At 33.8% G+C, this 15,418-nt stretch carries 19 protein-coding genes and 1 riboswitch; of the genes, 7 read left to right on the top strand and 12 right to left on the bottom strand.

The window, feature by feature from the left end:
• Positions 1-75 precede the first annotated feature (75 nt).
• Positions 76-537, top strand: a complete 462-nt coding sequence (locus CD172_RS00950; RefSeq protein ID WP_060551294.1) for a sigma-70 family RNA polymerase sigma factor — start codon at positions 76-78, stop codon at positions 535-537.
• A 432-nt stretch (positions 538-969) separates the two neighbouring features.
• Here the strand turns inward: CD172_RS00950 and CD172_RS00945 are convergent, their stop codons facing one another.
• The gene (locus CD172_RS00945; RefSeq protein WP_103345185.1) at positions 970-1,419 is read right to left on the bottom strand and encodes a hypothetical protein; all 450 of its coding nucleotides are present in this window, start codon (positions 1,417-1,419) and stop codon (positions 970-972) included.
• Between the two features lie 93 nt (positions 1,420-1,512).
• Complete coding sequence (locus CD172_RS00940) at positions 1,513-2,223, bottom strand: transaldolase (protein WP_103345184.1); 711 nt, start codon at positions 2,221-2,223, stop codon at positions 1,513-1,515.
• Between the two features lie 153 nt (positions 2,224-2,376).
• On the opposite strand from CD172_RS00940, the gene CD172_RS00935 reads away from it, so the two are divergent.
• Genes CD172_RS00935 through CD172_RS00925 form a run of 3 tightly spaced genes read left to right on the top strand, consistent with a single transcriptional unit; the run spans position 2,377 to position 3,427 of the window.
• Positions 2,377-2,679: a hypothetical protein gene (locus CD172_RS00935; RefSeq protein ID WP_037565604.1), complete on the top strand. Its 303-nt coding sequence runs from the start codon at positions 2,377-2,379 to the stop codon at positions 2,677-2,679.
• A gap of 20 nt (positions 2,680-2,699) precedes the next feature.
• Positions 2,700-3,065: a fluoride efflux transporter CrcB gene (gene crcB, locus CD172_RS00930; protein ID WP_060551296.1), complete on the top strand. Its 366-nt coding sequence runs from the start codon at positions 2,700-2,702 to the stop codon at positions 3,063-3,065.
• The gene (locus CD172_RS00925) at positions 3,062-3,427 is read left to right on the top strand and encodes a fluoride efflux transporter FluC (RefSeq protein WP_103345183.1); all 366 of its coding nucleotides are present in this window, start codon (positions 3,062-3,064) and stop codon (positions 3,425-3,427) included. The genes crcB and CD172_RS00925 overlap by 4 nt, the downstream gene beginning before the upstream one ends.
• Positions 3,428-3,611: 184 nt before the next feature.
• On the opposite strand, the gene CD172_RS00920 is transcribed toward CD172_RS00925, so the two are convergent.
• From CD172_RS00920 to metK, 3 genes are all read right to left on the bottom strand, one after another.
• On the bottom strand, positions 3,612-4,448 hold the full coding sequence (locus CD172_RS00920; protein WP_103345182.1) for an aldo/keto reductase: 837 nt from the start codon (positions 4,446-4,448) through the stop codon (positions 3,612-3,614).
• 213 nt (positions 4,449-4,661) lie between these two features.
• Entirely contained in the window at positions 4,662-5,570 is a 909-nt protein-coding gene (locus CD172_RS00915; protein WP_060551299.1) for a nuclease-related domain-containing protein, read from the bottom strand.
• An 88-nt stretch (positions 5,571-5,658) separates the two neighbouring features.
• A complete protein-coding gene (metK, locus tag CD172_RS00910; protein WP_037565609.1) occupies positions 5,659-6,858 on the bottom strand; it encodes a methionine adenosyltransferase in 1,200 nt (399 codons plus the stop codon).
• Positions 6,859-6,962: 104 nt separating this feature from the next.
• Positions 6,963-7,076, bottom strand: a riboswitch (SAM riboswitch).
• Positions 7,077-7,289: 213 nt separating this feature from the next.
• On the opposite strand from metK, the gene pckA reads away from it, so the two are divergent.
• Entirely contained in the window at positions 7,290-8,870 is a 1,581-nt protein-coding gene (gene pckA, locus CD172_RS00905) for a phosphoenolpyruvate carboxykinase (ATP) (RefSeq protein ID WP_103345181.1), read from the top strand.
• A gap of 24 nt (positions 8,871-8,894) precedes the next feature.
• On the opposite strand, the gene CD172_RS00900 is transcribed toward pckA, so the two are convergent.
• Together CD172_RS00900 and ytkD are read right to left on the bottom strand one after the other, a co-directional pair.
• Positions 8,895-9,680, bottom strand: coding sequence for an alpha/beta hydrolase family protein (locus CD172_RS00900; protein WP_060551302.1), 786 nt, complete (start codon positions 9,678-9,680; stop codon positions 8,895-8,897).
• The gene (ytkD, locus tag CD172_RS00895; protein WP_060551303.1) at positions 9,661-10,131 is read right to left on the bottom strand and encodes an RNA deprotection pyrophosphohydrolase; all 471 of its coding nucleotides are present in this window, start codon (positions 10,129-10,131) and stop codon (positions 9,661-9,663) included. The genes CD172_RS00900 and ytkD overlap by 20 nt, the downstream gene beginning before the upstream one ends.
• A 62-nt stretch (positions 10,132-10,193) precedes the next feature.
• On the opposite strand from ytkD, the gene yidD reads away from it, so the two are divergent.
• Positions 10,194-10,424 carry a membrane protein insertion efficiency factor YidD gene (yidD, locus tag CD172_RS00890; protein WP_103345180.1) on the top strand — a complete coding sequence of 77 codons (231 nt, stop codon included), beginning with the start codon at positions 10,194-10,196 and terminating at the stop codon, positions 10,422-10,424.
• On the opposite strand, the gene menC is transcribed toward yidD, so the two are convergent.
• Positions 10,421-11,410: an o-succinylbenzoate synthase gene (gene menC, locus CD172_RS00885; RefSeq protein ID WP_060551304.1), complete on the bottom strand. Its 990-nt coding sequence runs from the start codon at positions 11,408-11,410 to the stop codon at positions 10,421-10,423. The genes yidD and menC overlap by 4 nt on opposite strands.
• Positions 11,407-12,813: an o-succinylbenzoate--CoA ligase gene (gene menE / locus CD172_RS00880; protein WP_103345179.1), complete on the bottom strand. Its 1,407-nt coding sequence runs from the start codon at positions 12,811-12,813 to the stop codon at positions 11,407-11,409. The genes menC and menE overlap by 4 nt, the downstream gene beginning before the upstream one ends.
• Before the next feature lie 276 nt (positions 12,814-13,089).
• Here menE and CD172_RS00875 point away from each other — a divergent pair, with 276 nt between their 5' ends.
• Entirely contained in the window at positions 13,090-13,383 is a 294-nt protein-coding gene (locus CD172_RS00875; RefSeq protein ID WP_060551306.1) for a hypothetical protein, read from the top strand.
• Positions 13,384-13,890: 507 nt separating this feature from the next.
• Here CD172_RS00875 and CD172_RS00870 read toward each other — a convergent pair.
• The 3 genes from CD172_RS00870 to amaP are packed head-to-tail and all read right to left on the bottom strand — an operon-like array spanning position 13,891 to position 15,236.
• Positions 13,891-14,382 carry an Asp23/Gls24 family envelope stress response protein gene (locus CD172_RS00870; RefSeq protein WP_039645142.1) on the bottom strand — a complete coding sequence of 164 codons (492 nt, stop codon included), beginning with the start codon at positions 14,380-14,382 and terminating at the stop codon, positions 13,891-13,893.
• Positions 14,383-14,427: 45 nt separating this feature from the next.
• The gene (locus CD172_RS00865; RefSeq protein WP_103345178.1) at positions 14,428-14,670 is read right to left on the bottom strand and encodes a DUF2273 domain-containing protein; all 243 of its coding nucleotides are present in this window, start codon (positions 14,668-14,670) and stop codon (positions 14,428-14,430) included.
• A 20-nt stretch (positions 14,671-14,690) separates the two neighbouring features.
• Positions 14,691-15,236 carry an alkaline shock response membrane anchor protein AmaP gene (amaP, locus tag CD172_RS00860; protein WP_103345177.1) on the bottom strand — a complete coding sequence of 182 codons (546 nt, stop codon included), beginning with the start codon at positions 15,234-15,236 and terminating at the stop codon, positions 14,691-14,693.
• Positions 15,237-15,418 lie beyond the last annotated feature (182 nt).

Genomic DNA, 15,418 nt, shown 5'->3' with positions numbered 1-15,418 from the left:
ATGCACGTGCCTCAATCATTTTAAACCGATATGACTATATATGACCGGTCAATATATATTTTAGGAGTTTATTTAATGAATTTTGACGCTTTATACTTAAAATATGAAAAATTTTTACATTACTTACTAAAAAGGTACTATATATCTTATAATTATGATGAGATTTTTCAGATGCTTTTAATACGACTATGGGAATTGCAAGTTCATTTTGATATGTCGCGTTCAAGCGATTTTCATCGTTATATACGCACGAAACTTCATTATTACCTTTTAGATCTTATAAGAAAAGAGATGCGAATACCTTTAACCTGTGATATCGACAATCTTACCACCACAGTACAATCTGCACATATTCCCCTGCAATTATCCTTAATCACACATCAATTATCTTCCAAGCAAGCCAAATGGTTAAACCTTCACCTCAGCGGTTTTACCCAAAAAGAAATCCACGAAATGATGCATTGCTCACTGAGTTCAGTTAAAAACTATAAAAAACAAACTTATGCCATTTTAAAAGCACAGTTAGATTATAATTAAGAAAGGATTTCTTTAATGACGCAGTTTAATACCCTTCTATATTTCGAAACATCTTGCGCCATGACACACCAGCTCAATATACAGTTCAAACACTTTAATCTTCACTCTTCGCTAACAATGACCGCATTTTTAAAATCGTTACTCCAAAACCACCACAAACATTATTCCACTCAAATAAAGTTATCATCAGAAATGTTAAACATCGGCCAATATATACCGATTTTCATTACTCCTGAACTGATTCTTTGCCCCTTGTTCGCAAAACGTTCCACATATCAAGTCTATATCAATATGACACAAGTCATCGGGATGTCATCAATACAAGAGTGTACTCGCATTATTTTTAATAATAACCAACACTTGGTTGTTGAACAATCTATCACATTTTGTTCAAAAAAATGGAAAGAAAGTTTATTTTTAGGTCAATTAATTCTAAGTCAATCTATTTAGTTTAAAGTCAATTAAACGCTTAGTTAAATAGCCGTTGACAGGCTTTATAAAAACTACAGCAATTACAATCATGATAATACTTGATATAAATATCAAGATAACGTTATTTAAGCCTAGAGTTGCTGTGGGTGTTATAAAATATTTAATAGACGATAAAGACAATAATAAACCTGTAATCAAAATTCCAAGTAGCAATGTATTTGCAATCATTAAACCTAATAATGTGGTCAATAAATGTAATTGTGACTTCGGTTGATTATTGTATACATGCCTTGATAAAAACGAGATGACAAATTGATTTTGTGTACGGTATTGAGCTTTAAAAGTCGCTGCATTAAGAGATTCTAACTCTGAATGTAAAATGCTACGTTCTTTTTTATTCAAAAACCATAATTGTTTTTCAATTTTAGTTTTAAACGTTTTTTGTCCCATGATGCACTCCTTTGTCTTTTATATTATTTAAAAAGACTCAAACCTTCGTAAAATATCGAAGTGTTTGAGTCTCTATTTTTCAAAACGATTCGATTATAAAATACTTAATCCCGAGCTTTGAATATCTTTAGCAAATCCTTTAACAGTATCAACAGATAATTCATCAATATCTCTACCGATATTTGAAATTTTCTTAACCACATCACCAGGGCACGTAATAATATCTGCACCAATTTCATCTGCTTGAATCACATTAAATAATTCACGACAACTTGCCCATAGTAATTGAACACCTTGCTTACTATGTGTCACTTTTACAGATTCTTTCATTAATGGTAATGGATCTACACCCGTGTCAGCGATTCGCCCTGCAAAAACTGATACATATGTTTCAACACCTTCAGTAACTGCATCAGTAATTGCTTTTACTTGTTCAATTGTGTAAACTGCTGTCACATTGAGCTTAACACCTTTAGCAGATAACTTTTCAATTAAAGGTAACATAGATTCACCTTTTGTGTTGACAATAGGTATCTTGACGAAAATATTCTCACCGAATTGTTGAATGATTTCAGCTTCTTTTTCCATCGTTTCCATATCATCTCCAAATACTTCGAATGATACAGAAGCATCAGGAATTGCCTCTACAACTTCTTTTGCAAACTGCGTGTAATCTTTAACACCCGCTTTTGCCATTAAGCTTGGATTCGTCGTAAATCCGTCTACTTCTTTATTTTGATACGCTTGTTTCATTTGATTGATATCTGCACCATCGGCAAATACTTGTACATTTAATTTTTTCATAATGTCCTCCTAGATGTATAAGTTGATATTAATGTTATATCATTTTTTAGGATAGAAATGCTATATTTACGCTTGCAGATGATGAAAGTATCCATTTTTTTAAGAAAATAAAATATAATATGATATGATATTAAACGATAAGGAGGCACACGCATGTCAAAATCAAAGAAATATTTTTATTTAAGTGTATTATTTTTGCTACTTAGTTTATATTGTAATGCATTCAATCCACTTTTACATGTGCATTTTAATAGTATCGTAAAAATTATTATCGTAAGTGTATTTGTTAATGCACTCATTCTTGTCTTCACTATTATATTTGCTGACAAATCTATTAAATATTTGCCTGAAAGCAAAAGTTGGATTCACCGTGCGGCGAAGATAATGCCATGGATTATTTTTTGTGTTTTATTATTTCAAATTGCATCAGCATTATACTTATTCGGCATTATTTAAACTCATAGAGGGGGTTAATCATGGGGTATTTATATATTTTTGTAGGGGGTGCTTTAGGCGCGTTAATACGCTACATGCTCTCTTTTCTCCCTTTATGGCATGGTTTACCAATAGGCACATTCCTTGCCAATATGTTTGGCGCTTTTTTTATGGGATTTTTATCAACGTATTCGCTTCGTTTTCTAGAAACGCATACTTATCTAAAAAAAGGGATTACAACAGGATGTTTAGGCGCACTAACAACATTTTCTACATTTCAGTTTGAGGTATTCACATTTATTTCAATCAACGCATGGTTTACAGGCTTTTTATACCTCACCTTGAGTAGTTTATTAGGCATCGTCTGTTGTATTTTAGGTTTGAAGTTAGGGGATGATGTTTCATGAACATCCTACTCATCATCTTAGGAGGCGGACTTGGGGCAACTTTTCGCGCTTTATTGACAAACATCTTTAATAAATTGAAATTCACCACTTTTCCTATCGCCACATTATTTATCAATTTAGCCGGTTGTTTTATGTTTGGTATATTAAGCCCATTGCTCATATCTGAAAGTCACTCAACCCTTTTTCTTACAGTTGGTGTGCTCGGTGGCTTCACTACTTTTTCTACTTTACAACTTGAACTTTCCTCACTTATCAAACAACAAAAATGGGTTCAAGTTATACATTTACTTTTTTTTCAATATATAGGTTGTTTAGTGTGTGTCATTGCTGGTTACGCAATTTCACAATATTTTTTTAACTAAACATCTCTAATGTAACGTGAAATCTTTAAAAGCATTTAAGTCAACTTAACAATAATAGAGTAATTGTATATCATTCATCAACCTATATTAATAACAGACACTTAAAGCCACCAACATGTGACTAAATAAATGTTGGTGGCTTGTTTTACTAATCATAAGTCTATCATTAGTCGTTTGTAAGAGATTATTTTCCGTTAAAAGTTAAAGGGTCAGGACCTATACGCTTATTTTGATTTAAAGCATTTAATTGATCCATTTGCTTTTGTGATAACTCAAAATCAAAAACGTTTATATTTTCCTCAATACGTGTTGGCATAATAGATTTAGGTATTGTCACAACACCTTGTTGTATATTCCATCTCACAATCACTTGAGCTGGAGATTTGTGAACTTCTTTTGCAATACTTTGTACAGAATCATCAGATAAAATTTGCGCATTCATTAATGGAGACCAGGATTCCATTCTAATATTTTGAGCTTCAAGGTACGCTTTTAAGTTTTCTTGTGTTAAATAAGGATGAAATTCGACTTGATTAATGACGGGTTTAATTGAAGTTTCTGATAATAGTTGATCCATATGTTCAATATTAAAGTTACTGACCCCAATATTTTTAACTTTACCCGCTTTGTATAAGTCTTCCATCCCCTTCCATGTGTCAATCATTACTGTGTCATCTAGACCTGGCCAATGTACCAAATACAAATCTAAATAATCTAGACCTAATGACTTTAAAGATCTTTCATAAGCCGCTTCAACGTTGTGACGACCGTAATCTTGTAACCATAATTTAGAAGTTATAAATAAATCCTCTCGCTGAAGATGAGATGCAGCGAGTGCTTCTTTAATGCCTTCTCCTACTTTTTCTTCATTGTTATAAATCATTGCGGTATCAATACTACGATATCCATGCAAAATGGCATGTTTAACCGCTTCTTTGGCTGTATCATCGTTTTGTACTCGAAAAACACCTAATCCAATTTGAGGCATCTCATTACCATTGTAAAATGTTACATTATTCATCATCTTCACCCTTTCTTTATTCAAATTAATCATAACGAAGGTTAAAACATACGTAAATTTTTTTGTCTTATTCTTAATAAAACACATGACCTACACTTGTAACAGTAGAATCAAAATAAGAGTAGGACACTTAATGCCCTACTCTTTCGCCTAGCCTATTATTTAATTGATTTAACATACATTGAAATTAAACTAGAAAGGCGACTGCACAATCTAATTAAATGATTCAATTTCGTCCATAATTGCTTGCAAATCATTCACATCATATTGAATGCGTCCGTGGAAAACAAACTTATTAAAGAACTCATCAAGTTGTGCAGGTCCGACTAATACTTTAGTTCCACTTTGTGAAGCATAATTTGAAATCGTGATGTCACCATCATGTCTTGGATTAAAATAAAGAATTGCTGTTGGCGCATATTTAAGGTTTAGCTTTTGTTGCAATGTCGTTGCCAGCTTTTCAATTGATTCAAGTTGAGACGTATAATCTACTACTGAAAGCGCTTGTCTCTCTTCATTTTGATCAAGTACAATCGTTTGAGGAGATTGTCCATCTAAATTTAACGTTTTAAATACGTGTTCCATCATAGGATTGTCTTTAAATTGATTTTGACTGACACCCTGGTATACATGTCCTTTTAACAATTCTGAATCAATAATATAGAGACCTGTACGTGTCAATACAAGATGACTAATTCGCGTAATGTCTTCTAAAGTGTTAGTTGGCATAAAGATATTCGCCATGATATGCATATCTTCAGGACGAATACGTTTTTCTTTAACTAGACGTTCTCTAATTCCCAATAAGCGCATATCAGTAATATATTCACTATCATTTTTTGAGAATAATTTTAATGCATCGATTTCACGATTTTTTGATGACAACATAGAGTCATATTGCTCTTTATGACGCGTATCTGATTTTTTCTTTTCAATACGTGCTTTTTCAAGAGCTTCCTTATGCTCATGATTTAATTTTTCTTCTTTAGATTGAAATTGATTCGAATACGTTTCTTTCACTTTTTTCTTACTGCGCAAGGCAAAGAGAAACATGATTAGAAACAAAAGTGCGAGGGCACTCGCAACGATTAACCCAATTTGAATGGGATCTAATTGTGACATGAACAATTACCTACCTTTTCTTCATTTGCTTTATTATCATCATTATATAAAAAAGCGAATCAAATCGCGAATCTTAATTAAGAAAACTTTATTTTAATGCTTCTACTGATTGTTTAAGAATATCGATCTTATCCGTTTTTTCCCATGGAACATTAATATCATTGCGTCCAAAATGACCATATGCAGCAGTTTGTTTGTAAATAGGACGTTGTAAGTCTAACATTTTAATAATCCCAGCAGGTCGTAAATCAAAGTTTTGTCTTACCGCTTCAATGAGGATACTTTCTGAAACTTTGCCTGTCCCAAACGTGTCGATTGAAATAGATACAGGCTGCGCGACACCAATTGCATATGCAATTTGGACTTCACATTTATCTGCTAGGCCTGCAGCGACAATGTTTTTAGCTACATAGCGTGCAGCATACGCAGCAGAACGGTCTACTTTTGTCGGATCTTTACCCGAAAATGCACCGCCACCATGGCGCGCATAACCGCCGTAAGTATCAACGATAATCTTGCGCCCTGTAAGACCAGCATCCCCTTGAGGACCACCGATAACAAAACGGCCTGTAGGATTGATAAAGAACTTTGTATCCTCATCGATTAACTTTTTATCAACTGTAGGATAAATCACATGTTTCTTTAAATCATCTTGAATATCTTTTAATTCAATATCTTCATGATGTTGTGATGAAATAACGATGGTATCAATACGTTTTGGTTGATTGTTTTCATCATATTCAACAGTAACTTGAACTTTACCGTCTGGTCTTAAATAACTTAACGTACCATCTTTACGCACCGTTGTTAAGCGTTTAGACAATTTATGAGACAAATCAATTGGTAATGGCATAAATGTATCTGTTTCGTTAGTGGCATAACCAAACATTAATCCTTGATCGCCAGCACCCGTATTTAGAACCTCATCTTGATTATCTTCACGATATTCTAAAGCGCGATCCACACCTTGTGCGATATCTGGCGATTGTTCATCGATTGCTGTAAGCACTGACATTGTTTTGTAGTCATAACCATATTTTGCACGCGTATAGCCGATTTCTTTAACCGTTTCGCGCACAACTTTAGGAATATCTACATATGTACATGTTGTGATTTCACCAGCGATTAACGCCATCCCCGTCGTAACAGTCGTTTCACATGCTACACGCGCATTAGGGTCACCTTTCAAAATTTCATCTAAAATCGCATCAGAAATTTGATCGGCAATTTTATCTGGATGTCCTTCAGTAACTGATTCTGAAGTAAATAAGCGTCTATTGTAAGTCATATTAAGCTCCTTTAAATTTTATTACGAAGTTCTCTCTGTGACTGAGCCAATAAAAAAAGCCTTTCACACTATAAAATAGAGAGAAGGCCTTTAACGTCCATTCGCTCTTATCGTTCAGACTATATATGTCTGCAAACGGTTTGGCACCTTTCTTCTATTGAAAGAAGAGGTTGCTGGGTTTCATTGGGTCCATGTCCCTCCACCACTCAGGATAAGAGAATCCGTTAGTCCTATATTACATAAATTTTTTAATAGTGTCAATTCAGTTTCGTCTTATGTTACACAAATATAAAAGCGATTTAACAACCTAATTATTTTACTATTTTTCTCTCCAAATTACCTAATTTTGGTATGGATTATGAAATCAATGTGTTATACTCTTGAATTGTAAAGGCTTACATTGCCGAAATAACTATTGGAGGGATAAAATCATGTCGTTTGACACACAAGCAATTGACGCTTTAAAAGACAAGCCTTCATCTCATTTTCAACTTACAACAACAGAACTTTATAACAAAATATTAAAACGAGACGAAGCTGAATTAACAGAACTCGGGGCCATCAATGCAAAAACGGGCGTTTATACTGGACGTTCTCCAAAAGATAAATATATTGTAGACAATCCTCAAGTAAAAGATGATATTGATTGGGGCACAATTAATCAACCTATTTCAGAGGAAAAGTTTTTAAACTTATACTATCAAGTGATTGATTATTTGGACAGTAAAGATGAGATATTTGTTTTCAATGGTTATGCAGGTAGTGATAAAGATTCACAGCTCGATTTAACAGTCGTCAATGAGTTTGCGTGGCATAACTTATTTGCACAAAATTTATTTATCAAACCAAACTCTAAAGAAGAGGCTGCAAAAATAAAAGCTGATTTTACGATTATTTCTGCACCTACATTCAAAGCAAATCCAGAAAAAGATGGCATTCGTTCAGAAACCTTTGTAATCATTTCGTTTAAGCATAAAACGGTTTTAATCGGGGGCACGGAATATGCAGGCGAAATGAAAAAATCTATTTTCTCTGTGATGAATTATTTATTACCAGAACAAAACATTATGAGTATGCACTGCTCGGCTAATGTAGGTAATAAAGGTGATGTTGCATTATTCTTTGGATTATCTGGTACAGGTAAAACCACTTTATCCGCTGATCCAAATCGTAAATTAATCGGTGATGATGAACATGGATGGAATGAAAATGGTGTCTTTAATATTGAAGGTGGCTGTTACGCAAAAGCCATTCATCTGTCAGAAGAAAAAGAACCCCAAATTTTTAATGCCATTCGATACGGTACTGTTTTAGAAAATTGCGTTGTAGATGAACATGGTTATGTGGATTTTGATGACAATAAACTCACTGAAAATACACGTGCTGCATATCCAATTCATCACATCGACAACATTGTCGTACCATCTAAAGCATCTCATCCAAATACCATCATTTTCTTGACTGCAGATGCATTTGGCGTGTTACCTCCAATTTCTAAATTAACCAAAGATCAAGCGATGTATCATTTCTTAAGTGGATTTACATCAAAACTTGCAGGGACAGAACGTGGTATTACAGAACCTCAACCCTCATTCTCAACATGTTTTGGCGCTCCATTCCTACCGTTAAATGCTAAAGTATACGCGGATTTACTTGGTGATTTAATTGACAAACATGATGTGGATGTATATTTAGTGAATACAGGTTGGACTGGTGGTAAATATGGTATCGGAAATCGTATCGAACTACGCCATACACGTAAAATGGTGAATGACGCTATTAGTGGCAAACTAAAAAATGCTGAGTTTGAAAAAGATCATATTTTCGGATTTAATATTCCAAAAGCGGTTGAAGATGTACCTACCACAATTTTACAACCAATCAATGCATGGACAGATAAAGAAGCCTATACTACGCAAGCAAAAGAATTAGTTGAACGTTTTAAAGAAAACTTCAAAAAATTCGGTGAAGATACTCAACATCTAGAACAAACTGGTGGCTTTAAAGGATAAATCAAAAGCTGTGATACATGATTTTCATGTACCACAGCTTTTTTTATTCTCTTCAATCGTCTCCATCCAAGATTGTATATATGCTAAAACTTTTTGCATCGCTTTAGGCTTAGGGACGTGTCCCTCTTCTAATTGATACAATGTGTCGAACATCACATCTTTTTGTTGAAGTCGTGCTTCTAACACATAGGCATGCTTAATCCCCACTTGGTGATCCTTGCCTCCATGAATAATGAGTACAGGTGGTGATGATTTCTCGATGAATTTTAAGGCATCCCGGGCTTCATATGCTTTTATTGCTTTTTGAGGATGACCTATCATGCGCTTTAACATGTCTCTTAAATCTACGCGTTCTTCAAACATTAATTTTAGGTCACTTACACCACCCCAAATGATATAGCTATGCACAGGAATACGTTGAAAAGTTAATAAACCTTGAATACCACCTCGCGAAAAACCTATAAAATGGATATAAGCTTTCGGATATTGAGATTTTAAAATCCTTGTTGCCACCTCGACATCATTTAAATCTTCGCCGGCGAATTCATCTCGTCCTTCACTGCCATTATTCCCTCTATAATAAGGCGCAAATACGAGTGTATGGGGCTGAATAAATTGCAGCAACCGCGCTAAACGAACGCGCCCCACTTGTCCTTTTCCACCTCTTAAATAGACAATAATACGTTTCACACATTTTTTGGGTGTGAGGCATAACCCTTTTACTATTAACCCATCTACGTAATAAGACAATTCTTCAACAACATGTGTTTGAATATCTGCAGGCATTAACTTACGTGTCGTAAAATCCAAGCTCCGTCATCCTCTCAACACATTTTAAAATGGCTGGGTCTTCTAACAAAAAACTTTTATCACCTTTAGGCACCTCTTCAATAGATTGAAAACGAATTGGGCCATGCGTTTCAAAATAGTCTACTTTAGGCTCAATCGCATCTATAATACAGACATAAACATCCTTTGTGAAAGACCGTTGCGCATTTGTTACAGTATATTGCGCAATATAGTAAGCTGTCTGTAAATGTCCACCTGTTTCCTCATAAATTTCCCTCGCTAACGCCTGAAGTGTTGATTCTCCTTTTTCACACTTACCCCCAGGGAACTCTATGCCTCTCAGACGATGCTTTGTAAATAACATTGTATTACGATACAATGTTAAACCTAACACATGATCTCCCGTAGGTTGGTCATTAGGTTTGCAATAACGTAATTTAATATGTTGATTTTTCTGGTCAATAAACTCCAATTCCTTTTCCCCTTTACAAACTGTGTTAAAATTAAGCTAAAATAATAAGAGGAGGCCTAAGCTTGAGACAACTATTTATATTACCTATACGATTTTATCAAAAATTTATATCTCCACTCACACCGCCATCGTGTAGATTTTATCCAACATGCTCAAACTATACCATAGAAGCGATTCAGGTTCATGGTGCGTTTAAAGGCACGTGGTTAGGGGTTAAACGTATTTTAAAATGCCATCCCCTACATAAAGGCGGCTTTGATCCTGTTCCTCTTAAAAAAGATAAAAAGCACTAATATGGCTCTAAAAGTTGACGATCAATTTGAGGCGGTTCAAATTTCAATTCACCTTGTTGAAGTTGACCTGACGTCTCACATAAATCATGTTCAAAGTAATAGCCGTGCGGTGTCACATCTCCTGCAAAATCACCATGAATACTAATTAGGGCTGTAAAATAACGACTTAAAGCCGTTTCATACATGCCACCAATAACGACTTTTAAACCTTTGTCTTGCAAATATGTCATAGCACTTAATGCTCTATCGATGCCTCCAAGACGAAATGGTTTAAGTACCACGACTGAAATCGGATACGTATGAATCAGTTGTAAAATACGTTCTAATGACGTAGCAGACTCGTCAATCGCTATTGGTGGCAGCATCCCTTTATCCCCCATCAACCTTAAATCTTCAAAAGGTTCCTCTATATATGCAATCTCTTCTTTCCCTAATGCATTTAAAGTAGGAATATTTGCCTCAGTCAAAGTTTGATTGGCATCTATACTCATTGGCACATCAGGATAAATCGTACGTATCATATGCACTTGTTCTAATATATCTGAAGACCACTTTAATTTTAGACGTGCAGTGTCATTCAAATTTAAAACTCTTTCATTGAAGTCCCCATTAATCGTTTGAACGGTTGGCACATTAAAAGTAGGTAGTGTATGAAATATCGGATATATTGCCATTATTAATGTAGCACGTGCAGCTGGCTTATCATTTAACTTATCTAACCAAGCTATAACTTCTTCAAAACGCGTAAATGTTTGATTTTTAATTGAACAAAACCATTGTGAAATGGCATGTTTAACATCGATAATTGTTTCTTTATAATACCAGTTGGTCTCAAATACATTTGCTTCTCCAAACCATTCTTTGCCTTGCTCATCAACCAAACCTATTACAAGAGTTTTCCGTTGTGTCATCGTCGTTTTAGGCGTCATGATAGGTTGTTTGAATTTTGGTGAAAAATTATAAAAATGAATGTCTATGAATTTCATTTTTCTACCTCTACTAAATGTTGACGTTGTAATTTTCCAGTACTTGTATAAGGTAACATTTCCACTATATAAATCGCTTTTGGAAGTTTAAATTTTGCAAGTTGCTCTTTCAAATAGTTTTCTAAAATAGGAATCACAGTTTCACCGAGTTCACTCACAATATATAATACGGGCACCGCACCCCATTTATCATCTGGTGTCCCTACACACATCGCATCTTTAACACCTTTTAGTGATTTGGCTTTCGATTCAATTTCAAAAGGATACACATTTTCTCCACCACTAATGATTAAATCTTTTCGCCGGTCATATATCGTTACATAGTCACCATCTATGCTTGCTATATCTCCAGTGTTAAAATAACCTTCCTCGTCAAACATTGAAGCGTTAATTGATTCAGGATAAAGATAGCCATTCATAACATTATCACCTTTAACAAATAGCACCCCATGCCCATCACTATTCACGTCTTTAATTTTTATACATTGTTGTGCACTTACACATCCTACCGTGTTAGGACGTTGATTCAACATTGCTGGTGATGCAGTTAAAAATTGAGAACATGTTTCAGTCATGCCAAACGAGTTGTAAATTGGAAGCTGATATTCTAATGCTTTTGTAATCAATGTACTATCTAATTTTGCACCACCAAGAAGAATTCTCTTAAGCGTGTAAGGTTTTTTCAACCCTGATTGCATTAAGCGAATTAACGTTTGCGGAACAAGCGAAAGATGTGTAATGTGTTTATGTTGTATGCATGCTAAAATAGCTCCATCGTCGAATTTTTCTTTTAAATACACTGTAAACCCATACAAAACACTTCTAATAATGATACTTAATCCCGATATGTGATAAATAGGTAAAACTGTTAGCCATCTTGACTCATCTGAAAATCCCAACGTTTCATAACAGGCTTGAGCACTTGCTTGATGATTTTTGAAAGTTTGCGGAACTGCTTTTTGAGGTCCAGTTGTACCTGATGTAAACATAATCGATGCGATGCGTTCCATGTTAAGAGGTTGTCGTCTAGCATTCGTCGTTGAATGAGAACATAATGCTGTATAGTTCATAATATGAAATTCTGACGCTAACTCAAGTGGCAACGTCGTAATAACATCTCTTACTTTGATTGAATTCAGTTGTTTTTCAATTTCATGACGTGTTAGACGATGGTTAATCATGACGATTTCAATACCATACAGCCAAGCCGCATGAATACATATGATGGCTTCAATTGAATTATTTACATATAATCCTATACGTGACCGTTCAAGTTGATTGAACTGTGCGCCTAGCTTCACAGCTTGATCATAAAGCGCTTTAAATGTTAATACACGCGTATCCGTCTCTACCGCAATTTTATTTGGCGCTATACGCGCTTGTGTTTCAAGCCAATGTTCCATGTATTAAACCTCCAACCACTATCTATTACCTATTATAATGCTAATTTTAATGACTTGCATAAGAATGACTCAAAATATTGACCAATTACTAATAAAGCGTGCTTTCTATTCATTTTAAGCACATACATATTAATATAGACAAGTGTAAAATTAGCAAACAACTCTACATCACACCTAATATACCACGCTAACTAAAGATGTAAATAAAATTGGAATAATGTCATTACAAATTACAGAATAGGGTAAAGTATTAAAAATAAACATAGAGGTGAAAAAATGGAGAAAAAAACACTCATAGAGAATTATATTGATTTAGCAGCTTCTAACAATTTAAAACTCGCAATTACATTAAAAGGTAATGTTGTATTTGGTAAACCTTATACATCAGATCATAGTGATAAATTTCAACAACAATTAAAAGAAATTAGTAATGACATTCAAGCGAATTTAAAATCACCCATTGGTTTTAATCTTAAAGATGTCACATTAGTGTCTGGAGATAAAAGCACATCGTTAGCGCATTTATTTATTTTCGTAGATGATATTACTGCTGTAACATTAGTAGATTAATGATTTATTATATGAATCGTTTATATATTCAAAATTGACCACAATAATCACTGTTCAATCACCTTCAAAACACTTTTTCAAGTGACTTTTGAAGGTGTTTCAAGTATGTATTATTCGTTTACAAATGAGCATATTAATTTAAAGCTAAAGTTCTCCTCAAACACTTTAGTAACGCAATATTCAGTATACTAGTTACTGCATACGCCATCGTTTTATTCAAGCGTGAATAAGGTTGTAAGGCATGAATGCTCTTACTATAGTAACCCTATAAATTACGTGTTTCTCATCCCTTTCTGTCTACGTAATGATGCGGGCGATTTGAGCAAAAACGTTGGTTTAGAACACAATATTTCCAACTCGTTTTGTCTCAGTCATTTATAGTTATATATTATTACAATTTTAATATATCTTTTTAACAACACCTTATACATAAAAAGAACTGAGACATACGAGCCCCAGTTCCGCTATCGCATCACACATTATCTTAAAGTATGTGCGCCTTCAATATTATTGTAAGCTTTTACTTTCATTGTTTTGTTTATTACGCTCGTTTTTTTGTTGCCATTCTTTTCGTGTCATAACATCATCTACTTGCATGTTTACTTCTACAACTTCTAATCCAGTCATATGTTTGACTTGTTCTTTAATCATTTCAGTCACTTTACGGAAAATTTTAGGTGCTGATTCACCGTATTCCAAAATAACTTTTAAATCAACCGCTGCTTGCTTTTCACCTACCTCAGCACTCACACCTTGAGTGACGTTATTACCATTTGAGAACGAACCACTTATGCTGTCTACAAAACCACCTTTCATATCTAAAATACCATTGACTTCACGTGCAGCAATACCAGCAATTTTTTCAACTACTTCATCTGTGAAAGTAAGACTATTTTTGAATTGTGGTTCACTTTGAGCGTTTTTTTCTTTTTCTTCACGTACTTTATCATTCACACCTGTTTGTTCATTATAAGCTTGTTTGAAATTTTGATTAGCCATCTAAAACACTCCTTTTAATTAATATTTTTTATATTTTCATCTAAACTAACTAAGTCTATTTATGAAATTCAAGAAATCTTGTGTACAATCTTTAATATACCCTAATCCTATTCCTACTAAACACAAAAAGGTTATTAGGATAGTTTTCCAAAAACCAAGTGTAATAAATAAAATAGCTAAAATTAGAAATACGAAAAAGCCAATAATACGCCATTGATATGCACGAAAAAAGATCGCTAACGTATCAACTGTAGCTTGGTGTGATTGGTGATTTTCATTATTATTCATGGAAACCCTCCTTTTTACAACTATACAACACGTGGCTCATTTGAATTTTTTCGTTGATCACGTATATTTATCTCAAGGGTACGCACAGGTATCTCCGCAAAGTGTTCCACACGTTCTTTAATGTCGTTGCGAATTTTCTCATTGAGCGTTTGTACATTTGTTGTACTTGTTGGTACTAAATAATCTACTTTGATATCAATATAACTATGATTCTTCTTATTATAAAGTTTAGAGATTACGTTAGGTTGACGGATATCATCATATTGTTTCAACGTATCGTAAACTGTATTTTCAAAAGATTTACGAGAAATATAAATATGACCGTCACTATAATCTTTATATAAACCTGGTTTTCGATACGTCGGTTTAAATGCGCTAAAGAATAATATTAAACCGATTAAAATTAATAGCCCTGCCAATCCAATCAATAATGGTTGAAACCAAATGAATTGGTAAAAATAATTTTGATATTGTTTTATGGATTGATGATCTATGTACATAAATAATAGAAAACCAACAATCACAACAATCAACAAGCCTAAAATAAAGTTCTTCAATCTTTTCATTATTATTCTCACCTCCTGAAAACATTAACTACTCTTAAATCTACCCTTGAAAAAATAATGAAAAACCTAATATGATAAAATTTATTAAAAGTATTCAATACCACGTCATGCTTTCTTGATTTGAAAATTTATTATTCATTTTTAATATTATATAATTGAAAATGAAAAACCGAGAAATTCAT

Source organism: Staphylococcus agnetis, assembly GCF_002901865.1.
GTDB classification, from domain to species: Bacteria; Bacillota; Bacilli; order Staphylococcales; family Staphylococcaceae; genus Staphylococcus; species Staphylococcus agnetis.
The sequence above is the reverse complement of the archived record's forward strand: the minus strand, read 5'-3'. Positions and strand labels throughout refer to the sequence as shown.

Excerpts from the sequence above, each read along its gene's own strand:
- amaP (WP_103345177.1), bottom strand. The coding sequence starts at position 15,236 with ATGAAAAGATTGAAGAACTTTATTTTAGGCTTGTTGATTGTTGTGATT.
- CD172_RS00950 (WP_060551294.1), top strand. The coding sequence starts at position 76 with ATGAATTTTGACGCTTTATACTTAAAATATGAAAAATTTTTACATTAC.
- menE (WP_103345179.1), bottom strand. The coding sequence starts at position 12,813 with ATGGAACATTGGCTTGAAACACAAGCGCGTATAGCGCCAAATAAAATT.
- CD172_RS00870 (WP_039645142.1), bottom strand. The coding sequence starts at position 14,382 with ATGGCTAATCAAAATTTCAAACAAGCTTATAATGAACAAACAGGTGTG.
- menC (WP_060551304.1), bottom strand. The coding sequence starts at position 11,410 with ATGAAATTCATAGACATTCATTTTTATAATTTTTCACCAAAATTCAAA.
- CD172_RS00935 (WP_037565604.1), top strand. The coding sequence starts at position 2,377 with ATGTCAAAATCAAAGAAATATTTTTATTTAAGTGTATTATTTTTGCTA.
- pckA (WP_103345181.1), top strand. The coding sequence starts at position 7,290 with ATGTCGTTTGACACACAAGCAATTGACGCTTTAAAAGACAAGCCTTCA.
- CD172_RS00915 (WP_060551299.1), bottom strand. The coding sequence starts at position 5,570 with ATGTCACAATTAGATCCCATTCAAATTGGGTTAATCGTTGCGAGTGCC.
- crcB (WP_060551296.1), top strand. The coding sequence starts at position 2,700 with ATGGGGTATTTATATATTTTTGTAGGGGGTGCTTTAGGCGCGTTAATA.
- CD172_RS00945 (WP_103345185.1), bottom strand. The coding sequence starts at position 1,419 with ATGGGACAAAAAACGTTTAAAACTAAAATTGAAAAACAATTATGGTTT.
- CD172_RS00875 (WP_060551306.1), top strand. The coding sequence starts at position 13,090 with ATGGAGAAAAAAACACTCATAGAGAATTATATTGATTTAGCAGCTTCT.
- CD172_RS00920 (WP_103345182.1), bottom strand. The coding sequence starts at position 4,448 with ATGAATAATGTAACATTTTACAATGGTAATGAGATGCCTCAAATTGGA.
- CD172_RS00865 (WP_103345178.1), bottom strand. The coding sequence starts at position 14,670 with ATGAATAATAATGAAAATCACCAATCACACCAAGCTACAGTTGATACG.
- CD172_RS00940 (WP_103345184.1), bottom strand. The coding sequence starts at position 2,223 with ATGAAAAAATTAAATGTACAAGTATTTGCCGATGGTGCAGATATCAAT.
- CD172_RS00925 (WP_103345183.1), top strand. The coding sequence starts at position 3,062 with ATGAACATCCTACTCATCATCTTAGGAGGCGGACTTGGGGCAACTTTT.
- metK (WP_037565609.1), bottom strand. The coding sequence starts at position 6,858 with ATGACTTACAATAGACGCTTATTTACTTCAGAATCAGTTACTGAAGGA.